This is a genomic window from Rhizobium oryziradicis (genome assembly GCF_001939045.1).
Classification (GTDB): domain Bacteria; phylum Pseudomonadota; class Alphaproteobacteria; order Rhizobiales; family Rhizobiaceae; genus Allorhizobium; species Allorhizobium oryziradicis.
Genome location: NZ_MKIM01000029.1, coordinates 75,005 through 91,616, shown reverse-complemented (window position 1 = coordinate 91,616; position 16,612 = coordinate 75,005). Strand labels below are relative to the sequence as shown.

At 56.9% G+C, this 16,612-nt stretch carries 16 protein-coding genes; 10 read left to right on the top strand and 6 right to left on the bottom strand.

Going from position 1 to position 16,612, the window contains the following annotated elements; translation table 11 throughout:
• Positions 1-420 precede the first annotated feature (420 nt).
• The 10 genes from BJF95_RS19940 (at position 421) to BJF95_RS19895 (ending at position 10,606) form a co-directional block, all read left to right on the top strand.
• Positions 421-1,671: an urea ABC transporter substrate-binding protein gene (locus BJF95_RS19940; RefSeq protein ID WP_139317576.1), complete on the top strand. Its 1,251-nt coding sequence runs from the start codon at positions 421-423 to the stop codon at positions 1,669-1,671.
• A 67-nt stretch (positions 1,672-1,738) separates the two neighbouring features.
• The gene (locus BJF95_RS19935) at positions 1,739-2,605 is read left to right on the top strand and encodes an ABC transporter permease subunit (RefSeq protein WP_075641243.1); all 867 of its coding nucleotides are present in this window, start codon (positions 1,739-1,741) and stop codon (positions 2,603-2,605) included.
• Positions 2,602-3,636 carry an ABC transporter permease subunit gene (locus tag BJF95_RS19930; protein WP_075641242.1) on the top strand — a complete coding sequence of 345 codons (1,035 nt, stop codon included), beginning with the start codon at positions 2,602-2,604 and terminating at the stop codon, positions 3,634-3,636. The genes BJF95_RS19935 and BJF95_RS19930 overlap by 4 nt, the downstream gene beginning before the upstream one ends.
• Positions 3,633-4,355: an ATP-binding cassette domain-containing protein gene (locus BJF95_RS19925; RefSeq protein ID WP_075641241.1), complete on the top strand. Its 723-nt coding sequence runs from the start codon at positions 3,633-3,635 to the stop codon at positions 4,353-4,355. Before BJF95_RS19930 ends, BJF95_RS19925 begins: the two co-directional genes overlap by 4 nt.
• A complete protein-coding gene (locus BJF95_RS19920) occupies positions 4,352-5,071 on the top strand; it encodes an ABC transporter ATP-binding protein (RefSeq protein ID WP_075641240.1) in 720 nt (239 codons plus the stop codon). Before BJF95_RS19925 ends, BJF95_RS19920 begins: the two co-directional genes overlap by 4 nt.
• A 20-nt stretch (positions 5,072-5,091) precedes the next feature.
• Positions 5,092-6,660: an amidase gene (locus tag BJF95_RS19915; RefSeq protein ID WP_075641239.1), complete on the top strand. Its 1,569-nt coding sequence runs from the start codon at positions 5,092-5,094 to the stop codon at positions 6,658-6,660.
• Positions 6,661-6,735: 75 nt separating this feature from the next.
• The gene (locus BJF95_RS19910) at positions 6,736-7,485 is read left to right on the top strand and encodes a DeoR/GlpR family DNA-binding transcription regulator (protein WP_075641238.1); all 750 of its coding nucleotides are present in this window, start codon (positions 6,736-6,738) and stop codon (positions 7,483-7,485) included.
• On the top strand, positions 7,460-8,746 hold the full coding sequence (locus tag BJF95_RS19905) for a M20 family metallo-hydrolase (protein ID WP_083638926.1): 1,287 nt from the start codon (positions 7,460-7,462) through the stop codon (positions 8,744-8,746). The genes BJF95_RS19910 and BJF95_RS19905 overlap by 26 nt, the downstream gene beginning before the upstream one ends.
• On the top strand, positions 8,743-9,681 hold the full coding sequence (locus BJF95_RS19900) for a phosphotransferase (RefSeq protein ID WP_075641237.1): 939 nt from the start codon (positions 8,743-8,745) through the stop codon (positions 9,679-9,681). Before BJF95_RS19905 ends, BJF95_RS19900 begins: the two co-directional genes overlap by 4 nt.
• On the top strand, positions 9,674-10,606 hold the full coding sequence (locus BJF95_RS19895) for a phosphotransferase (RefSeq protein ID WP_075641236.1): 933 nt from the start codon (positions 9,674-9,676) through the stop codon (positions 10,604-10,606). Before BJF95_RS19900 ends, BJF95_RS19895 begins: the two co-directional genes overlap by 8 nt.
• Here the strand turns inward: BJF95_RS19895 and BJF95_RS19890 are convergent.
• The 6 genes from BJF95_RS19890 to BJF95_RS19865 are packed head-to-tail and all read right to left on the bottom strand — an operon-like array spanning position 10,603 to position 16,594.
• The gene (locus tag BJF95_RS19890) at positions 10,603-11,967 is read right to left on the bottom strand and encodes an amidase (RefSeq protein ID WP_075641235.1); all 1,365 of its coding nucleotides are present in this window, start codon (positions 11,965-11,967) and stop codon (positions 10,603-10,605) included. The two genes, BJF95_RS19895 and BJF95_RS19890, sit on opposite strands and share 4 nt — an antisense overlap.
• A 12-nt stretch (positions 11,968-11,979) precedes the next feature.
• Positions 11,980-13,191 carry an ABC transporter substrate-binding protein gene (locus BJF95_RS19885; protein ID WP_075641234.1) on the bottom strand — a complete coding sequence of 404 codons (1,212 nt, stop codon included), beginning with the start codon at positions 13,189-13,191 and terminating at the stop codon, positions 11,980-11,982.
• On the bottom strand, positions 13,188-14,195 hold the full coding sequence (locus tag BJF95_RS19880; protein ID WP_075641233.1) for a CobW family GTP-binding protein: 1,008 nt from the start codon (positions 14,193-14,195) through the stop codon (positions 13,188-13,190). The genes BJF95_RS19885 and BJF95_RS19880 overlap by 4 nt, the downstream gene beginning before the upstream one ends.
• The gene (locus BJF95_RS19875) at positions 14,188-14,517 is read right to left on the bottom strand and encodes a hypothetical protein (protein ID WP_075641232.1); all 330 of its coding nucleotides are present in this window, start codon (positions 14,515-14,517) and stop codon (positions 14,188-14,190) included. Before BJF95_RS19875 ends, BJF95_RS19880 begins: the two co-directional genes overlap by 8 nt.
• Before the next feature lie 56 nt (positions 14,518-14,573).
• Positions 14,574-15,455: a polysaccharide deacetylase family protein gene (locus BJF95_RS19870; RefSeq protein WP_075641231.1), complete on the bottom strand. Its 882-nt coding sequence runs from the start codon at positions 15,453-15,455 to the stop codon at positions 14,574-14,576.
• Between the two features lie 29 nt (positions 15,456-15,484).
• Positions 15,485-16,594, bottom strand: a complete 1,110-nt coding sequence (locus BJF95_RS19865) for an ABC transporter ATP-binding protein (protein ID WP_075641230.1) — start codon at positions 16,592-16,594, stop codon at positions 15,485-15,487.
• Positions 16,595-16,612: the final 18 nt, after the last annotated feature.

Here is a 16,612-nt window from a genome sequence, read left to right as displayed (position 1 = left end):
GTGAAGGGGTATCGATCGAGCATGTTGATATGGTTGGGCCTGAGGAGTGGCCAACCTCCTCGGGCTTGACGTTATCGCCTTCGGATAGGCGTTTAACCGCGGCGAGTGCGAGGATGAATGCCAATGGCGCGATGCCGTCGATACAGAACGGATCGCCGCAGCCGTTCGGCTCAATTTCACATTTTCCTAAATCGCAAGAGTGTCGCCATCTTTCGAGCGTGCTCCTTTTTGGCAATTAACCGATTTGCCCATTTTGTTGTTTTTGTGATTATCAAATGAGCATTGAAGTCAGATTAAAACGGCAATAGTTAATGAAAATATTGATATTAAATTATAAAATAAGTTGGCACGGTTCATGCTTTCCCTGTGACTGTAAGATTTAAACAGTCAAAACGGTCAAACAAAAGGTCGGGGAACTCAATGACAAAATCGCATTTTTCCATGACAAGACGCCGGGCTCTGCAACTGGGAGGGCTTGGAGCGGGCATGCTGGCGGCACCTGTTTTTGTTCGTCAGGGCTTCGCAAAAGAAGCGCCGATCAAAATGGGCAGCCTGCTGGATGCCACGGGGCCGCTTGGCCTTGAAGGTCGCCGCATGATCAAGGCCACTGAATATGCCGTCAGCCAGATCAATGAAAAAGGCGGATTGCTGGGCCGCCAGATCGAGCTGAAAGCCTTTGATACCCAGAGCGACATCAAGCTCTATACCCAATATGCCCAGCAACTGGCCATGCGCGACAAGGTGGATGTGATTCAGGGCGGCATCACATCATCCTCACGTGAGGCCATTCGCCCGATTTTTGATCGCACCAAGACGCTGTATTTCTACAACACCCAGTATGAAGGCGGCGTCTGCGATCATAATGTGTTTTGCACCGGCACCACGCCTGCGCAAACGGTTAACCATCTGGTGGATTACGCCACCAAAAACTGGGGCAAGAAGACCTATATCATCGCCGCTGACTACAATTACGGCCATATCACAGCTGACTGGATGAAGAAATTCGTCACCGCCAATGGCGGCGCGGTGGCCGGCGTGGACTTTCTGCCGCTGGAAGTCACCAACTTTTCCTCCACCATCAGCCGCATTCAGCAGGCAGCACCTGAATTTGTGCTGTCCGCACTGGTTGGAGCCAATCACCTCGGTTTTTATCGCCAGTGGGATGCCACGGGCATGAAGGCCAAGATTCCGGTTGGCTCCAGCGTGTTTGGTCTGGGCGATGAATTGCAGGCCATGGATGTGTCCACCACTGACGGCATTGTCACCTGCTACGGCTTCTATCCCGATCTGGATACGCCTGCCGCCAAGGGCTTTGTCTCGGGCCTGCAAAAATTCATTGGCGAGGATGCCAAGGATATTTCCGAGCTTGCCACGGCCACCTATGACGGCGTGATGCTCTGGGCCAAGGCGGTGGAAAAGGCGGGCTCGGTTGAGGCGGCCAAAGTGATCACCGCACTGGAAAGCGGCCTTTCGATCGATGCCCCTGCTGGCAAAGTGACCATGGACCCCAAGACCCATGCCACCATTCGCCCGACCTATCTGGCAGAGCCGAAAAACCGCAAATGGGAGATCCTTGCCACCTTCCCCGATCAATATCCCGCCGACACGGGCGGACGTTGCGATCTGATTGCCAAGCCGGATACCAAGACACAGTTCACGCCTCAGTTTTAACGGGCCTCCCGGCGGGTCACCTACCACCCGCCGGACTTCTCTACGTTTCATCACTTGAGGACAGAGCATGGACATCTTTGGCCTGATTGCCTTCAACATTGTCACGGGCATTGCCACACTGGTGCTGATCACCATTGGCCTTGCGGTGATTTACGGCATGATGCGGATTATCAACCTGGCCCATGGCGAATTCATGATGCTGGGGGCCTATACGGCAGCAACCGCTGTGGAACATGGCGTCAATATCTGGATTGCACTGCTGATTTTACCACCGATTGTGGTGGCGCTGATCGGGCTCATTCTTGAGCGCTGCGTCATCCGCTTTCTCTATGGTCGGATGATTGATACCATGCTGGCCACATGGGGCATCAGCCTCGGGCTGGTGGGGTTGATCACCAGCATTTTCGGCAATGTCATCCATTCGGTGCCAACGCCCGTGGGTGGGTTCAACATTGGCGGTTATGGAGCCAGCGGCTATAGTCTGGTTCTACTAGCCGCCAGCATCCTCGCCCTCGGCGGTCTTTATCTGCTCATGCGCCGCACCAACTTTGGCCTGCTCTTGCGGGCCACCATGCAAAATCCGCGCATGGCGGCATCATTGGGCATTCATCCGCCAACGGTGTTTATGTCCACGTTTGCGCTGGGCGCAGGCCTTGCGGGCTTTGCAGGTGGGTTGTTGTCGCCCATTTCCGGGGTGTCACCCTCCATGGGGGCCGCCTATGTGGCGCGCGCCTTTATCACGGTTCTGGGCGGCGGTCCGGCAGTGGTGATGGGAACGGGGCTGGCATCCGGTCTGTTTGGCCTGATCAACGAGATCGTATCCTTCCTGTCCACGCCAGTTTTGGGCGAAGTGGCCTTGCTGGCAGCCGCCATTGTGCTGATCCGCAACCTTCCCAACGGCATTACCGGTCGATTTTTCAGGAGCAGCCTATGACGTTGCCCATCTCTTCGCGTCTTCTCAGTTTTCTCACGGTCACAGGGCTTGGTCTGGCGGCACTGCTGATCATGCCGCTGTTTCTCGATGGATTCAGCCTGCTTCAGGCCACGCTTTTTGTGGCGGTTGCCATTCTGGCGCTTAGTCAGGCTTTCCTGTGGGGCTATGCCGGAATCCTGTCGTTTGGGCAGGCGGCCTTCTTTGGTCTTGGTGGCTATACCTATGCCGTGGGCGTGATCAATTTTGGCGATTCCACCGGGGCCATTGCCCTGTCGATCCTCATTCCCGCGGCTTTTGCCGCCCTGCTGGGTTATTTCATGTTCTATGGCCGGATCAGCGATGCCTATGTCGGGGTCATCACGCTGACCGTCACCACCATCCTTTATGAACTGTCCAACAGCACATCGGGGGATCAATATCGGATCGGAAGCGCCCAGCTTGGTGGCTTTAACGGCATGCCGGGTCTTGCGCCTTTCAACATTCCCGGCGAGCCGGATCAATGGCTGGACGAGAAAGGCACATGGTATGTCGCCATGGGGGCGTTGCTGCTGATCTATGTGCTGCTGCGCGGCCTGCTGGCAACATGGTTTGGCCGGGTGGTGATTGCCATTCGCGAAAACGAAACCCGCGCCATGCTGGTGGGCTATGATGTGCGATTTTACAAACTCGCAGCCTTTGCCATCAGCGGTGCCATCGCAGGTCTCGGCGGGTGCATTTATGCGGCTTGGGGTGGGTTTGTGAACCCGTCGGTGTTTGCACTGTCGATGTCGGCACAAGCGATTGTCTCGGTGCTGGTCGGTGGCATTGGCACGCTTCTCGGCCCCATTCTGGGGGCGGTCATCATGCAGGCGCTGATCAATCTGTCGGGCACGCAAGCGGTGATCAACCCCAGCCTCGGCATGGGCATTATTCTGGTCATCTTCGTCATTCTGGTGCCGCAAGGCATTCTGCCATCGATTGCAGCGCTTATCTCTAAGCTGAAGCCAGCCCCACATCCCATTGCCGCAAAACCACAGGAGGCAAAACCATGACCCTTGTTCCTCTGGTCGATGCCAAAGGCATCACCATGCGCTTTGGTGGCGTGACAGCCGTGCGGGATGTGAATTTCACGCTGGCAGAATCCGAATTACGTTGCCTGATTGGCCCCAACGGGGCGGGAAAAAGCACGTTTTTCAAAATCCTCACCGGGCAATTGCACCCAACCGAAGGCAAGGTTACCTTTCGCGGCACCGACACCACCCGCGCAGAACCGCATGAGATTGCCAGGCTTGGCGTGGGCATCAAAACGCAAGTGCCCAATGTGTTTGATGGTCTCACGGTGTTTGAAAACGTGCTGGTGGCCGCCCAGCGTCAGCGCACCGGGCCAACGGCGCGCAAAATTGTCTCGGACGTGCTGGAGCGGCTTCGTCTTACCAGCCTTGCCCACAGTCTGGTGGGGCAATTGGCCCATGGTCAGCGCCAATGGGTGGAGATTGCCACTGTGCTTTCGCAAGAACCCGACCTGATCCTGCTGGATGAACCGGCAGCGGGAATGAACAACGAGGAAGTGCGCCGCACCGCCGAATTGATCAAGGAAATCAACAAAACCCAAGCCGTGATTGTGGTGGAGCATGACATGGCCTTTATCCGGATGATTGCCAAAACCGTCACCGTCTTTGCCCAAGGTGCTGTGCTGGTGGAAGGCGATGTGGATACCGTGCTGTCTGATCAGCGGGTGCGCGATGTCTATCTGGGGAGGACGGCGGCATGAGCAACGCAACTCCACTGCTTGAGGTGAAAAACCTGCGCTCCGGCTATGGCCGTATCCCCATTTTGCAAGGCCTGAGCCTGAGCGTTCATCCCGGCGAGCGGGTTGGCATTCTGGGGCATAACGGCATGGGAAAATCCACCCTGCTGCGCACTATAACCAGCCATTTGCCCACCAGTGATGGCAAGGTATCGTTTGAGGGAAAATCCATCACGGGTGCCAGCCCCACCACCATTGCTCGAAGCGGCATTGGCTATGTGCCGCAGGGGCGCGAGATTTTTCCGGGCCTGTCGGTCATGGACAATCTGCGGGTGGGGTGCCGCCTGTCCAAGCGCCCGGAAACCGACGTGCTTGCGGATATTCTGGAGCTGTTTCCCCGCCTCAAAGCCTATCTGGATCGGCGCGGCGGAGCACTCTCTGGCGGCGAGCAGCAATTGCTGGCGCTTGCCCGCTGCCTGTGTGGCGATCCTCGCATTGTGCTGCTGGATGAGCCAACGGAGGGCATTCAGCCTTCTATTATTGAGGAAATTGCCGATACGCTGAAAGCCGCAGCGATCAGCCGAGGGCTGGCCATTCTGCTGGTCGAGCAAAATCTCGGCTTTATCGCAGCCGTCAGCGAGCGGGTGCTGATCCTGCAACGCGGTGAAATCACCCGCGAAGTTCCCCCTGACGCCATGCATGACATTGAGCGGCTTGAAGCCTTTGCCGAATTGGCCTGATTTTTTCGAGGAGATGTATGATGAACCCGCATGTAAGCACAACCAGCATTGATCTGGTGGAAATGACAGTTGAACAGGCGGCAGCAGGTCTGGCCAGTGGTGCCTTTACCGCAGAAGAACTGACCATTGCCTTTCTGGAACGCATCAAGACCTATAACCCTGCTTATAATGCCATTATCTTTCCCAACCCGGAGGCGCTGGATGATGCCTGCGAGATTGATCGCAAGCGGGCCGCAGGCGAGCCGCTTGGGCCGCTGGCGGGCATTCCCATTGTGGTCAAAGACACCATGGATATGGCAGGCTTTCCCACCACGGGCGGCTGGAAGCTTTTGTACAGCGGCACGGGTGGCACCGATCTGATGCCGGACCGGGATTCGCCGGTGGTGGCACGGATGCGGGCCGCTGGTTGTATCATCCTGGGCAAAACCAATGTGCCTGTCCTGAGCGCCACCGGCAGCCATGCCAACGATAGCTGGGCCGGACCAACGCTTAACTCTGCCGCTCCCGACCGCATGCCCGGCGGCAGCAGTGCAGGCACGGCAACGGCGGTTGGCACCAGCATGGCCATTCTTGGCTTGGCGGAAGAAACGGGCGGCTCGATCCAGAACCCGGCCTCGGCGCAAGGTCTTGTTGGCCTGAAGCCGACTTTCGCACTGGTGCCCAATGCGGGCGTTATGCCGCTGGCGGGCAGCACCCGCGATGTGGTGGGGCCGATTGCGCGTTGCGTGAAAGATGCAGCGCTGGTGATGGATGTTCTTGCTGGCTATTGCGTGGAAGATCCCAAAACCGTGGCCGGCATTGGCAAGCGACCGGTGGGGGGCTACGCCGCGGCGATCACGCCTCACGCCATGAAGGGTGCAAAATTAGGACTCTATGGTTCCGGCTGGCGCAATCGTCCGCTGTCTGATGCAACGCAAGCGCTTTATGCACGGGCGCAAGGTGAAATGACTGGCCTTGGTGCCAGCATGGTTGCCGATCCGTTCAAAAACAGCGGCTTTGCCGATCTGGGTCAGCCTGTGCCCGGTCTGGACCATTATGATGCCCGCGGCATGGAATGCGTGCCCTATGACATGATGCTCTATTTGAAGCGTCTCGGCTCCGGCAATCCCTTTGCCACCTATGAGGATTTTGCCAAAGCCGTGAGTGCCGAAGACCCCTTTGCACCAAACGGTGTGCTGGCGTTCATGAACGAAATGCCAGAACTGCTGGAATGCATGGCCGACCCGGAAACACCGCCGTCCATGGCCGCATTTCTCAAGGTGCGTGAACAGTATCTCTCTATTTTTGATGCGGTTATGGCCGAGTATCAACTTGATGCTCTGGTCTTTCCGCAAATGCGCGATCCCTTGCCGCCAAGGGTCGGAGAGGAGAGCATTCACGAAACCACGGTGTGTGAAATCAACATTGCCGGCCTTCCGGCTCTGACCATCCCGGCAGGCTATTATGAGGATGGATCACCGTTCAATCTGGTATTTGTCGGGCCGCTTTGGTCGGAGGCACGGCTTTTGTCTTTGGCTTCCGATTATGAGCAGGCAACCCTTCATCGCAAGGCACCTGATTTGATTTCAATCGGGGACAAGAGCGCATGACATGGTTGCATTTTATGGCAATTCCTGTCACGCCCGGTGAAAATGCCCACAGTAGAGAGGGGGCAAGGAACAGGCATGGCAGAGCATCGTTACGAAGAAATCCTGCGCCACCTGCGCAGTCAGGGGCGTGTTGCCGTGGCAACGCTTGCGACGGGATTGAGCATTTCGGAAGAAACCGTGCGGCGCGATCTGGCCGAGTTGGAGCGGCGCGGCCTGTTGCGCCGGGTGCATGGCGGCGCGGTGCCGCCCCGGCTGGATCAGGAGCAACCGCTGATCGAGCGTGGCAAGCACAATATGCGCGGCAAGGCGCGGGTGGGCGAGCTTGCCCAATCCCTGCTCACCGATGGCATGTCGATTTTTATCGATACGGGCACAACAACGCTGGCGTTTGCGCGTCAGTTGATAGGCAAAAACATCACCGTCACCACCAATTCGCTGGATATCGCTCTGTTGCTCGGGCAAAGCCTGCCGAGGGTCAACCTGACCCCCGGCACCTTGCGCACCAAGGACAATGCGCTGGTGGGCTACGAAACCATTGCCTATGTCGGACGCTATTTTTACGACATGGCCTTCATGGGCATTGGCGGTTGCGATCTCGCGCTGGGCTGGATGGATTACGAGGAACACGAATCCACCCTGCGCCAAGCCTTGCGCAGCCGCGCCCGACGCCGGGTGATGCTGGCCGATGTTGGCAAGTTCGACCGGCAAGCCTATCTGAAAACCTTCGGTCTGGAAGAGCCGCTGACTGTGGTCTGCGACAAGGCACCGCCGCCGCAGTTTCAGCAGGAATTTGCCCGGCATGAGGTGGATATCCTGCATCCCTAAGGGGTTTTCCGTCCGCCCTAGCCGTGTTGGTGATCTGGTACGGGAGTTTGCACAATTCGGCAGTCTACCCGCCGGTGGTGTTTCGCGGCTTTGTGCGTCGCCCACAGACGGCGAGGCGCGGGATCGCCTGACCAAATTGTTGCAAGACGTCGGTGCCGAGGTGACGGTTGATGCCGTTGGCAATCAGTTTGGCCTGTTTCGACTGACCGATGATGACACGCTTGCGCCCGTGATGATCGGCTCACATCTGGACAGCCAGCCGCGTGCGGGCAAGATTGATGGCACGCTGGGTGTTATGGCCGCAGTGGAAGTGGGGCAGTTGCTCCATGCTGCCAAACAGCAAGGCCATGGGTTTCAGCGCAATTTTTATGTGGTCAACTGGACCAATGAAGAAGGTGCCCGTTTTCGCCCCAGCCTGCTGGGCAGTGGTGTGTTTGCCGGGCACCTGACCGAGGCCTTTGCACTGGCCTGCCGCGATGATGATGGTGTGACACTGGAAGACGCGCTTTTGGCGATTGGTTATCGCGGCACCGATCCTCGCCCGCCCATCCCCGATTTTTATATGGAGTTGCATGCCGAGCAGGGTTCACGGCTGGAGGGAGCAGGTCTTCAGATCGGCCTTGTCACGCGTAATTGGGGTGCGGCCAAGCTGGATCTGGTGTTTGAAGGCGAGCAGGCCCATACCGGCCCAACACCAATGTCCAAGCGCCGCGATGCATTGCTTGCGGCCTCTCGCGTGATTGACGGCTTGCGCCAATTGGCAGATGCCAACCCGGATAGGCTGCATACGTCTGTCGGACGCATCGTGGTGTCGCCCAATTCTTCCAATGTTGTCCCGGATCGGGTGGAGTTGACGGCGGAAATCCGCTCTCCCGACGACACCTTCCTGATTGAGATCGAAAAGCTTGCGCAAGCCCAATTTGATGCGGTGGCGCAGGCCACAGGTGTCACATTGCACCGCCAAAACCGTTCGCTGCGGCTGGCCCGCACCATGCCCGAAACCATGGTGGATTTTCTGGAAGGCTGTAGCACGTCACTGGGGCAACAGCCCATGCGGCTTGATACCGTGGCGGGCCATGATGCCCTCAGCCTGATCGGCATTTGCCCCACGGCGCTGGTGTTTGTGCCCAGCATTGGCGGCATTTCCCATAACGAGGCCGAGGCAACAGACGATGCCGATATGGATGCCGGAACCAGCCTGCTATTGGAAGCGGCCTTTCGGCTTTGCGGATCATCACACACCACTTGGGGGATGACATGATCTCTGACATTTGCACAGATGAGGAAGAGGTCGCAGCATGGCTTGGTACGCCGTTCACGCTCGATCCGCCGTTTGCGGCCACCGTATCGCCCTTGCATCAGGCGATTGATGCCGAAACGCGGGTGCTGCGCACGGCTGGCGATACACAGCGTTTTGTTGTGAAAATCTGGCATGATGATCTTGCCCAGCGCCCGGATGGACACGCCATTTTTGCCATGACACAGGCAGCATTCAGCCTTGGCATCACGCCTGCGCCAAGACTGCTGCTCAAAGATGGCCGTGGCATGGTGATGGATTATCTCGGCGATGGCTGGATGCCTGCAAGGTTGCATCAATTGAGCACCGAGGATGGTCTCAATCGGTTGTTGGCGGCCAAGCGCGCGTTGCATGGCCTGGCACCTTTTCCTGTTGATCGCAATGTGTTTTCCGATATCCGCGATCTCGCCGTCAAAGCGCGGTCCAAGACCGCTTTCTGGCCGCAGGAGATGGAGGAGATGCTCACCCTTGCCCAGACGCTGGATCAGGCAATTGTCGCTTCAGGTATTGATCGTGTTCCGGCCCATGCCGATGGTGTGTCATCCAATGTCATGCTAGCACCCGATGGAGCTCTGCAACTGATCGATTTTGATGAGGCAGGCAATGTTGATCCGCTGTTTGATCTGGCGTTGGTTCTCAATGAGATTTTTCCGCTTGATGAGGCACAACATCTGTCTGTTCTTGAAACCGTCGAGGGGCAGGTGCGTGCCACATCTCACGCCCGGATTGTTACCTACGCCTTTGCCGATGATTTGAAATGGGCGCTCTGGGGCCTGTTGATGGATGCAACATCGCCACGCCAGCATCTGGAATTTCTCAAATATGGGCAATGGCGCTGGCTCCGCTGCCGTATGGCTGTTCTTGCCAAGGATTTTCAGGAGATCATACGCCATGTCTGAGCAGATCGAGATAAGCGACGAGCCGCTGACCATTGAAACGGTACTGGATCAGATTCCCGCATGGAAAGGGCGCGTAACCCGCTTCAGTCCTGTTGGTGGTGGCATCAGCAATTCCAATTGGCGGGTGTGGATCACAGGCGAGCCAAAGAGTTTTTTTGTCAAAATTCCCGGACGCGGCACAGAGATGTTTATCAATCGGGCTGTGGCATTAGAAGCCAGCCTGAAGGCCGAGGCAGCAGGTATTGGCCCGCGCGTACATCAACTGCAAGCGCCACAGGGTGTGGAAATTATCGAGTTTGTAGAAGGCTATCGCACCGCGTCCAACCGAGATTTTTTGCGCCCCTCTGTGCGTGGGGCTGTGGTTGAAGCCTATCAAAAACTGCATGCCTGCACGCCGCTGTCGCAGACCAAAACTGTATTTGACATGATTGAGGAACATCTTGAGCAGATTGCAAAAGTGTCAGCCGCCATGCCGGACGCAACAGCCGGATTGATCACAGCCTATCGGCAGGCAAGGCAGGCGCTTGAGGCATCTGGCCTCGATTTCGTGCCCTGTTTTAACGATCCGATGCCCGGTAATTTTCTGCTCGACCCGAATGATCATCTGGTGCTGATCGATTACGAATATTCTTCCAACAACGACCGTTGCTATGATCTGGGGGCGTGGAGCACGGAAATGTTCTTCGATGAGGCCATCGAGGCCGCGTTGATTGAAGCCTATTTCGGCAAGTTTGATCAGCGTATGATGAACCGCATGACGGTGTATAAAGCTCTGGCCGATATCAAATGGACTCTTTGGTCCATGCTGCAAAACAAGATCTCCCTGCTGGAGTTTGATTTCAGCAAATACGGGTTGTGGAAGCTGTTGCGGGCCCGCTCGATTATCGAGCGAGCCGATTGGCAGGTCACGCTCTCAAAGCTTTAGGCGATGATGGCATCCTCTACCGCAAGTGAAAGGCCAAGCAGGGCATCATCACTGCCCGCAAGGCCAGACACCAACAGGCCAATAGGCATGTTGGCGTTACCCACGCCACAGGGGATCGAGACACCGCACCAGTTTAGAAAATTGCCGATGGAGGTGTTTCGAAGGGTCTTGCCATTGGTTTTCACGAACAACTCATCGTCGGCATGAAGCGGTGCCGTGGGAGGAGCCACATGGGGCAGGGTGGGGGTGAGAATGAACTCATTGGGGGCAATTTGCGCTGAAAATTGCGCAATCATCTGTTTGCGCCGCTCAAGAATCTCGATGTACTGTGGCAGGGAGATTGCCTCACCTTTGCGGGTTCTCTCCACCACCCGATGGTCCATCTGCAAGGCCTGTGGCCCGGTAAGTCGTTGTTGATGCAGGGCATAGGCTTCGGCCACCACCAGTGGGCCGTGGCTGCGCATCAGCTCGAAAATGTCGTCAATGACCGGAAATTTTTGCCGACGGATAATGGCACCCGCCTTCACCAAAGTCTCAAGGGCGGCTTCAAATGCGACAATCACGCCATCCTCGGCATCATCGAAAAACACCGTTTCCGGCACAACGAAATGCTGACCCGCAAGCGGTGCGCGGCGCACTGACGGCTGCGTCAAACCCCGCATGGCGGCATCCACCCAGATGGCGTCCTGAACGGTGCGGCACAGCGGGCCAAGGCTGTCGAGTGTTTTGGACAGCGGAAATACCCCATCCATCTGATAACGGCCCCAGGTGGACTTATAGCCGACAATGCCATTGAAGGCGGCGGGAATGCGGATCGATCCGCCCGTGTCTGTGCCAATGGCAACGGGCACCAGACCTGCGGCAACCGCCACCGCAGACCCGGAGGACGAGCCACCCGGAATCCGCGCCTCATCACGGCTGCGGGGATTGCGCGGTGTGCCATAATGTGGGTTAAGCCCAAGCCCGGAAAAGGCAAATTCGCTCATATTCACCTGTCCCACGCAGACCATGCCAGCCTGTGCCAAGGCCGCGACAACGGCCGCATCGCGCGCTGCCGGTGGCTCATTGGCCAAAACGACTGAGCCTGCGGTGGTGGTGATGCCTTTGAGATCAAACAGGTCTTTCCATGCAATGGGAATGCCGTCCAGCATGCCGCGAGAGCGGCCATTGCGAATGCGGTTGGCGGCGATGCCCGCTTCTATCATCGCCCGTTCAGGCGTCAGGCGGGTGAAAATGGTCTGATCATCATAGGCACCAATGGCAGCGAGCGTTTCCTCGGCAAGGGCGCGCGCATCCAGTTGGCCCGATTGCAATAGCACCGCAAGCTGCGCGATGGATTTGCCTGCATTGTCATAGCTCATGCCTATCTCACCCTATTCTGCCATCAATTGCATCCAGCGACGCACCAGATAATTATGCTCATCCATTGTGGTATTCCACACTGCAATGCGATTGGCCCGTTGCCAATAGGAGCCGCCGCTGCGGGCCTGGCCTGCCAAAATACACACCGCACCGTCTGGTCCAACCAGATCAGTCTCTGTGGGCAATCCGCCGTACCAGTAATCCCATTCGGCTCTAGAGAGATAGGCGCGGGAGCGCTCCGGCGTGGAGATATAATAGCCCTGCCGTGCCACGACGGCTCCGGGCCAGCCGGAAATCCACCAGTTCAGATAGTCATAGGCTACATCCAGCATGCGGCCACTGAGGCCACGGGCGATGCATAGGCCACCATGCCAGGCACGGTAGCCTTCCACAGGGGCGGCTTGGCGCGCAGGCACGCCCTGGCCTTTCAAAAGGGTAAGCCCCGTTGACCACATGCTTTGAATATCCGTGCGCCCCTCGGCCATAAGCTTTGCGGCATCTTCGGCGGTGCGCCAGAAGGTGCGGAAAAAACCGCTGCGCTTTCGCTCTCGTAAGATGTCCATCAGCTGGTCAATTTCCTGCACGGTCATGTTGCCGATGTTTTTAAAGCTCATCAACCCGGCGGCTTCTGCGGCCAAGGCCGCATCAAAAATGCCAATGGCGGGTTCATCCACCAGAGCCACGCGCCCGGCCCATTTCGGATCCAGCAAAGCGGCCCAGCTGGTTACGTCCGGCTGATGTTTGATCAAGGGGTCGCGATAGGCAAAACTATCGAAGTTGTGGGTGGTGGGCAGCATGGAAATCTGCCCGGTTGGATGCTCGCCCAAAGATTGATCCGGCTGCACAAACAGCTTTTTCACCGGGGCATCGCCTTGGCCCAACCGGGCATTGGGGCCAAGACGACCTGTTTTGGTCAGCTCGGTAATTTCATCCCAAAGCGCAATGCGTTTGATGGAAATGGGCTGAATGGCCCGCCAATACCAGACAATATCAAGATTATGGAAACATTGGTCGTAAATGTCGTAAGAGTCAGGCGATTGGGCAGCTTTGTGCTGGGTGGTGAGAAAGTCGTTGTTATCAAATACAACATCAATGCCGAGGTCTTCCTCGGCCCGCAGCCGCAACTGTTCCAGCAGGGAAATGGCTGTGCCCAACACGCGCAGGCGCGGACGACCTTGTGTGTGCAGGGCAGGCGCTGGAAAAACGTGGCTAGAGAGCGTCATAATGCTGTAAATGCCTCAAAAGATTGCCGGATCAGCTCCGTTTCCAATCCGTCCACAATAAACACCAGCCGTGAGCGCCGATCATCTGACGGCCAGCCTGCCATATGCACAGGCGGATGCACAAGGTGCTGCACGCCGTGAATGGCAACGGGGCGGTCTTCTCCCTCAAGATTCAAAATGCCTTTAACGCGGATAACCTGTTGTCCATGGCGGTTGAGCAACATGGTGAGCCAAATGCCAAAGGCGGTCCAATCCACCGGCTGATCGACCGTGACCACAAAGGAGCGGAAATCAGCACTGTGGCCATTCTCACCATTCTCAAGCGCATTGGGTATATCGCAATAAAATCCGCTTTGCGATTGCAGGCTGTCGCTGATCAGGTTGATGGTTTCATCCAGCACAGAGGCGGGCTGAAAACCCTGATCTGCGGCACAGGTCACCACGGCGTCGGGGTTGAGCCTTGCCAGTTGTGCCAGTAACTGGTCAAAATCCGCCGTATTGGTCATATCGGTTTTGGTAATCACCAGTTGATCGGCAATCACCACCTGGCGGCTGGACTCGGCATAGCGTTGCAACTGCCCCAACCCATTGATGGCATCCACGGTGGTGATGACATTGCCAGGGCGAAAATGATGGCGCAGAACGGAATCGGCTTTCAACGTCGAAAGTATGGGGAAGGGGTCGGCAAGGCCGGTGCTTTCAATCACCACCCGCTGAAAGGCGGGCATAGCGCCGCGCTCGCGCCGCTCATGCAAGGCCCGCAATGCTTCGGCCAGATCACCGCGAATGGTACAGCAGACACAGCCCGATTGCAGCATGACCATATCGCCATCCACCTGCTCGACCAGATCATGATCAAGGCCAATCTCGCCAAATTCATTGATCAGCACGGCGGTATCGGACAGGGCCGGGTCACTGAGAAGCCGTTTCAAAAGCGTGGTTTTGCCAGAGCCGAGAAAGCCTGTGAGCAGATTGACGGGTGTAAATTGCGGAATCTCAGCCATGAGCCTGTTCCATGCGGGCAATGACAGTGGGATCAAGCGGATCACAGGACCGACCGCAGAGTTTTTCGGCTTCTGACCACAAATGCCCAAGATCATCAATGATGGCCGTTTTTCCGGTCAGGCTTGACAGCAGATAGGCCGAGCCCTGCCAATCGGACAGGGATAGGCCAAAGGCGGCCAGCACGCGATTGGCAATGGCCACGCGTTTGAGGCGTTCGCGTCTTCTGTCGGTGCGCTCACCATTGCGGGTATAAACGCCGGGGCGCGGGGCCGCATCAGCCCAATGCTCGTTTCCACCGATTGCGCCGCAGAGTGAACACATGTGATGCCTCCTGAAAGAGATCGGGGCGGCGGTTGCCGCCCCGGTTATGCCTATTGTTACTTCTTGCGCGGAAAGCGCTTGGCGAAATCATCGGCGATTTCATTCATGGTGACAAATTTAACGCCCGGATGCTTGCTCATATGGGCAAACAGGCGCTCCAGCATCATCAACACCTGCGGGCGGCCTGCGACATCGGGGTGGATGGTGATGGGAAAGACAGCATAATCCATTTCCCGATAGACCCAGTCAAACTGATCGCGCCAGATCTGCTCAATATCGTGCGGATTGACGAAGCCGTGGCTGTTGGGCGATTTTTTGATGAACATCATCGGCGGCAGATCATCGAGATACCACGAGGCCGGAATTTCGATCAGATCGGTTTCCTGCCCGCGTTGCAGCGGCTTCATCCAGTCCGATGGCTTTTTGGAGTAGTCGATCTTGGTCCAGCTATCGCCCACGCGTACATAGTAAGGCGTGAAGTCATTGTGCATCAGCGAGTGGTCGTATTTGATGCCGCGTTCCAGCAGCAATTCGTTGGTGACATTGGAAAATTCCCACCATGGAGCCACATAGCCGGTCGGGCGCTTGCCCGAAAGTTTGGTGACAAGCTCAATGCACTTGTCCAGCACCTCGGTTTCCTGTTCGCGGGTCATGGCAATCGGGTTTTCATGGGTATAGCCGTGAATGCCAATTTCGTGGCCCGCATCGGCCACGGCCTGCATCTGCTCCGGAAAAGTCTCGATGGAATGGCCGGGAATGAACCATGTGGTCTTGATGCCAAAGCGCTCGAACAGTTTCAACAGGCGCGGTGCGCCGACTTCACCGGCAAACAGACCACGGGAAATATCGTCTGGCGAATCCTCACCGCCGTAAGAGCCAAGCCAGCCGGCAACAGCATCCACATCAATGCCGAAGCTGCAAAAAATTTCCTTTGCCATGGTGTTTCTCCTTTTTGAATTTCTTCGAGTTAATGGGCTGGAATAACGGTGGCATCCGCTGCCTTCCACGACAGCACCACCTTTGAGCCGGGACGGAAATTCCGGCCCTGATATTTCTCGCTATGGGCTTCGAGCGAGATCACCCGCCCATCCTCAAGGCTTGCCGACATATGGGCGATATGGCCAACAATGTCGCTTCGGGTGATCATCGCATCAATGGCATTGCCATCATTGGCGAAAGCGATCTGCTCTCTGCTGGTATGCTCGGCATTGTGCGCCTCGATGGCTTCGGCAGGCACCACAAGATTGACCCGGCTGCCGGAAGGGGCCGCACCGTTGGCAAGCCCGCCCAAAAGGCCGACATCGGTTTCAACATGGCGAAGGTCAGCTTGTTCGGAGCGAACCTGTCCCTTGAAAATTGTGTTGCGGCCAATGAACTGCGCCACAAAGGGCGTGTTGGGCCGGGTGTAAAGTTCATAGGGCGGGCTGATCTGCTCAACACGGCCTTGGTTCATCACCACCACCCGGTCTGAGAGCGCCAGGGCCTCGGATTGCGCGTGCGTGACGAAAATGAAGGTCACGCCCAAGGTCCGTTGCAGCAGCTTCAACTCATTCTGGATGGCTTTTCTGAGGTTTGCATCCAACGCGCCGAGTGGCTCATCCAGCAGCAGAATATCCGGCTCAATCACCAGCCCACGGGCCAAAGCCACGCGCTGGCGCTGGCCGCCGGAGAGCTTGTCGGGCTTGCGCTCGGCAATATCTTCAATGCCCAGCGTTGCCAGAATGCGCTCCACTTTGGTGTCACGCTCGCGTTTCGGCATACCTTTGACATCCAGCCCATAGGCAACATTGCGCCGCACGCTCATGTGGGGAAACAGCGCATAGTTTTGGAAAATCGTCGCTGTCGGGCGTTGTTCGGGGGCGATGTCATTCATCCGCACGCCCTTGATCATCATGTCGCCTGATGAAATACCCTCAAAGCCTGCAATCATCCGCAAGGTCGTGGTTTTGCCGCAGCCGGAAGGGCCGAGAAAGGCAATGAATTCGCCCTTGTTGACCGCAAGGCTGAATTCGCTCACAGCCGTGGTGCCGTTGTCATAAACCTTGCCGACATTGATCAGTTCGAGGTCATAAATCATCGATAAGCTCCGAGAGAC

What these genes read in the sequence shown, in the direction of transcription:
- BJF95_RS19895 (WP_075641236.1), top strand. Translation starts at nt 9,674, where the DNA reads ATGTCTGAGCAGATCGAGATAAGCGACGAGCCGCTGACCATTGAAACG.
- BJF95_RS19930 (WP_075641242.1), top strand. Translation starts at nt 2,602, where the DNA reads ATGACGTTGCCCATCTCTTCGCGTCTTCTCAGTTTTCTCACGGTCACA.
- BJF95_RS19920 (WP_075641240.1), top strand. Translation starts at nt 4,352, where the DNA reads ATGAGCAACGCAACTCCACTGCTTGAGGTGAAAAACCTGCGCTCCGGC.
- BJF95_RS19940 (WP_139317576.1), top strand. Translation starts at nt 421, where the DNA reads ATGACAAAATCGCATTTTTCCATGACAAGACGCCGGGCTCTGCAACTG.
- BJF95_RS19890 (WP_075641235.1), bottom strand. Translation starts at nt 11,967, where the DNA reads ATGAGCTATGACAATGCAGGCAAATCCATCGCGCAGCTTGCGGTGCTA.
- BJF95_RS19915 (WP_075641239.1), top strand. Translation starts at nt 5,092, where the DNA reads ATGAACCCGCATGTAAGCACAACCAGCATTGATCTGGTGGAAATGACA.
- BJF95_RS19870 (WP_075641231.1), bottom strand. Translation starts at nt 15,455, where the DNA reads ATGGCAAAGGAAATTTTTTGCAGCTTCGGCATTGATGTGGATGCTGTT.
- BJF95_RS19900 (WP_075641237.1), top strand. Translation starts at nt 8,743, where the DNA reads ATGATCTCTGACATTTGCACAGATGAGGAAGAGGTCGCAGCATGGCTT.
- BJF95_RS19905 (WP_083638926.1), top strand. Translation starts at nt 7,460, where the DNA reads ATGAGGTGGATATCCTGCATCCCTAAGGGGTTTTCCGTCCGCCCTAGC.
- BJF95_RS19885 (WP_075641234.1), bottom strand. Translation starts at nt 13,191, where the DNA reads ATGACGCTCTCTAGCCACGTTTTTCCAGCGCCTGCCCTGCACACACAA.
- BJF95_RS19910 (WP_075641238.1), top strand. Translation starts at nt 6,736, where the DNA reads ATGGCAGAGCATCGTTACGAAGAAATCCTGCGCCACCTGCGCAGTCAG.
- BJF95_RS19880 (WP_075641233.1), bottom strand. Translation starts at nt 14,195, where the DNA reads ATGGCTGAGATTCCGCAATTTACACCCGTCAATCTGCTCACAGGCTTT.
- BJF95_RS19925 (WP_075641241.1), top strand. Translation starts at nt 3,633, where the DNA reads ATGACCCTTGTTCCTCTGGTCGATGCCAAAGGCATCACCATGCGCTTT.
- BJF95_RS19875 (WP_075641232.1), bottom strand. Translation starts at nt 14,517, where the DNA reads ATGTGTTCACTCTGCGGCGCAATCGGTGGAAACGAGCATTGGGCTGAT.
- BJF95_RS19865 (WP_075641230.1), bottom strand. Translation starts at nt 16,594, where the DNA reads ATGATTTATGACCTCGAACTGATCAATGTCGGCAAGGTTTATGACAAC.
- BJF95_RS19935 (WP_075641243.1), top strand. Translation starts at nt 1,739, where the DNA reads ATGGACATCTTTGGCCTGATTGCCTTCAACATTGTCACGGGCATTGCC.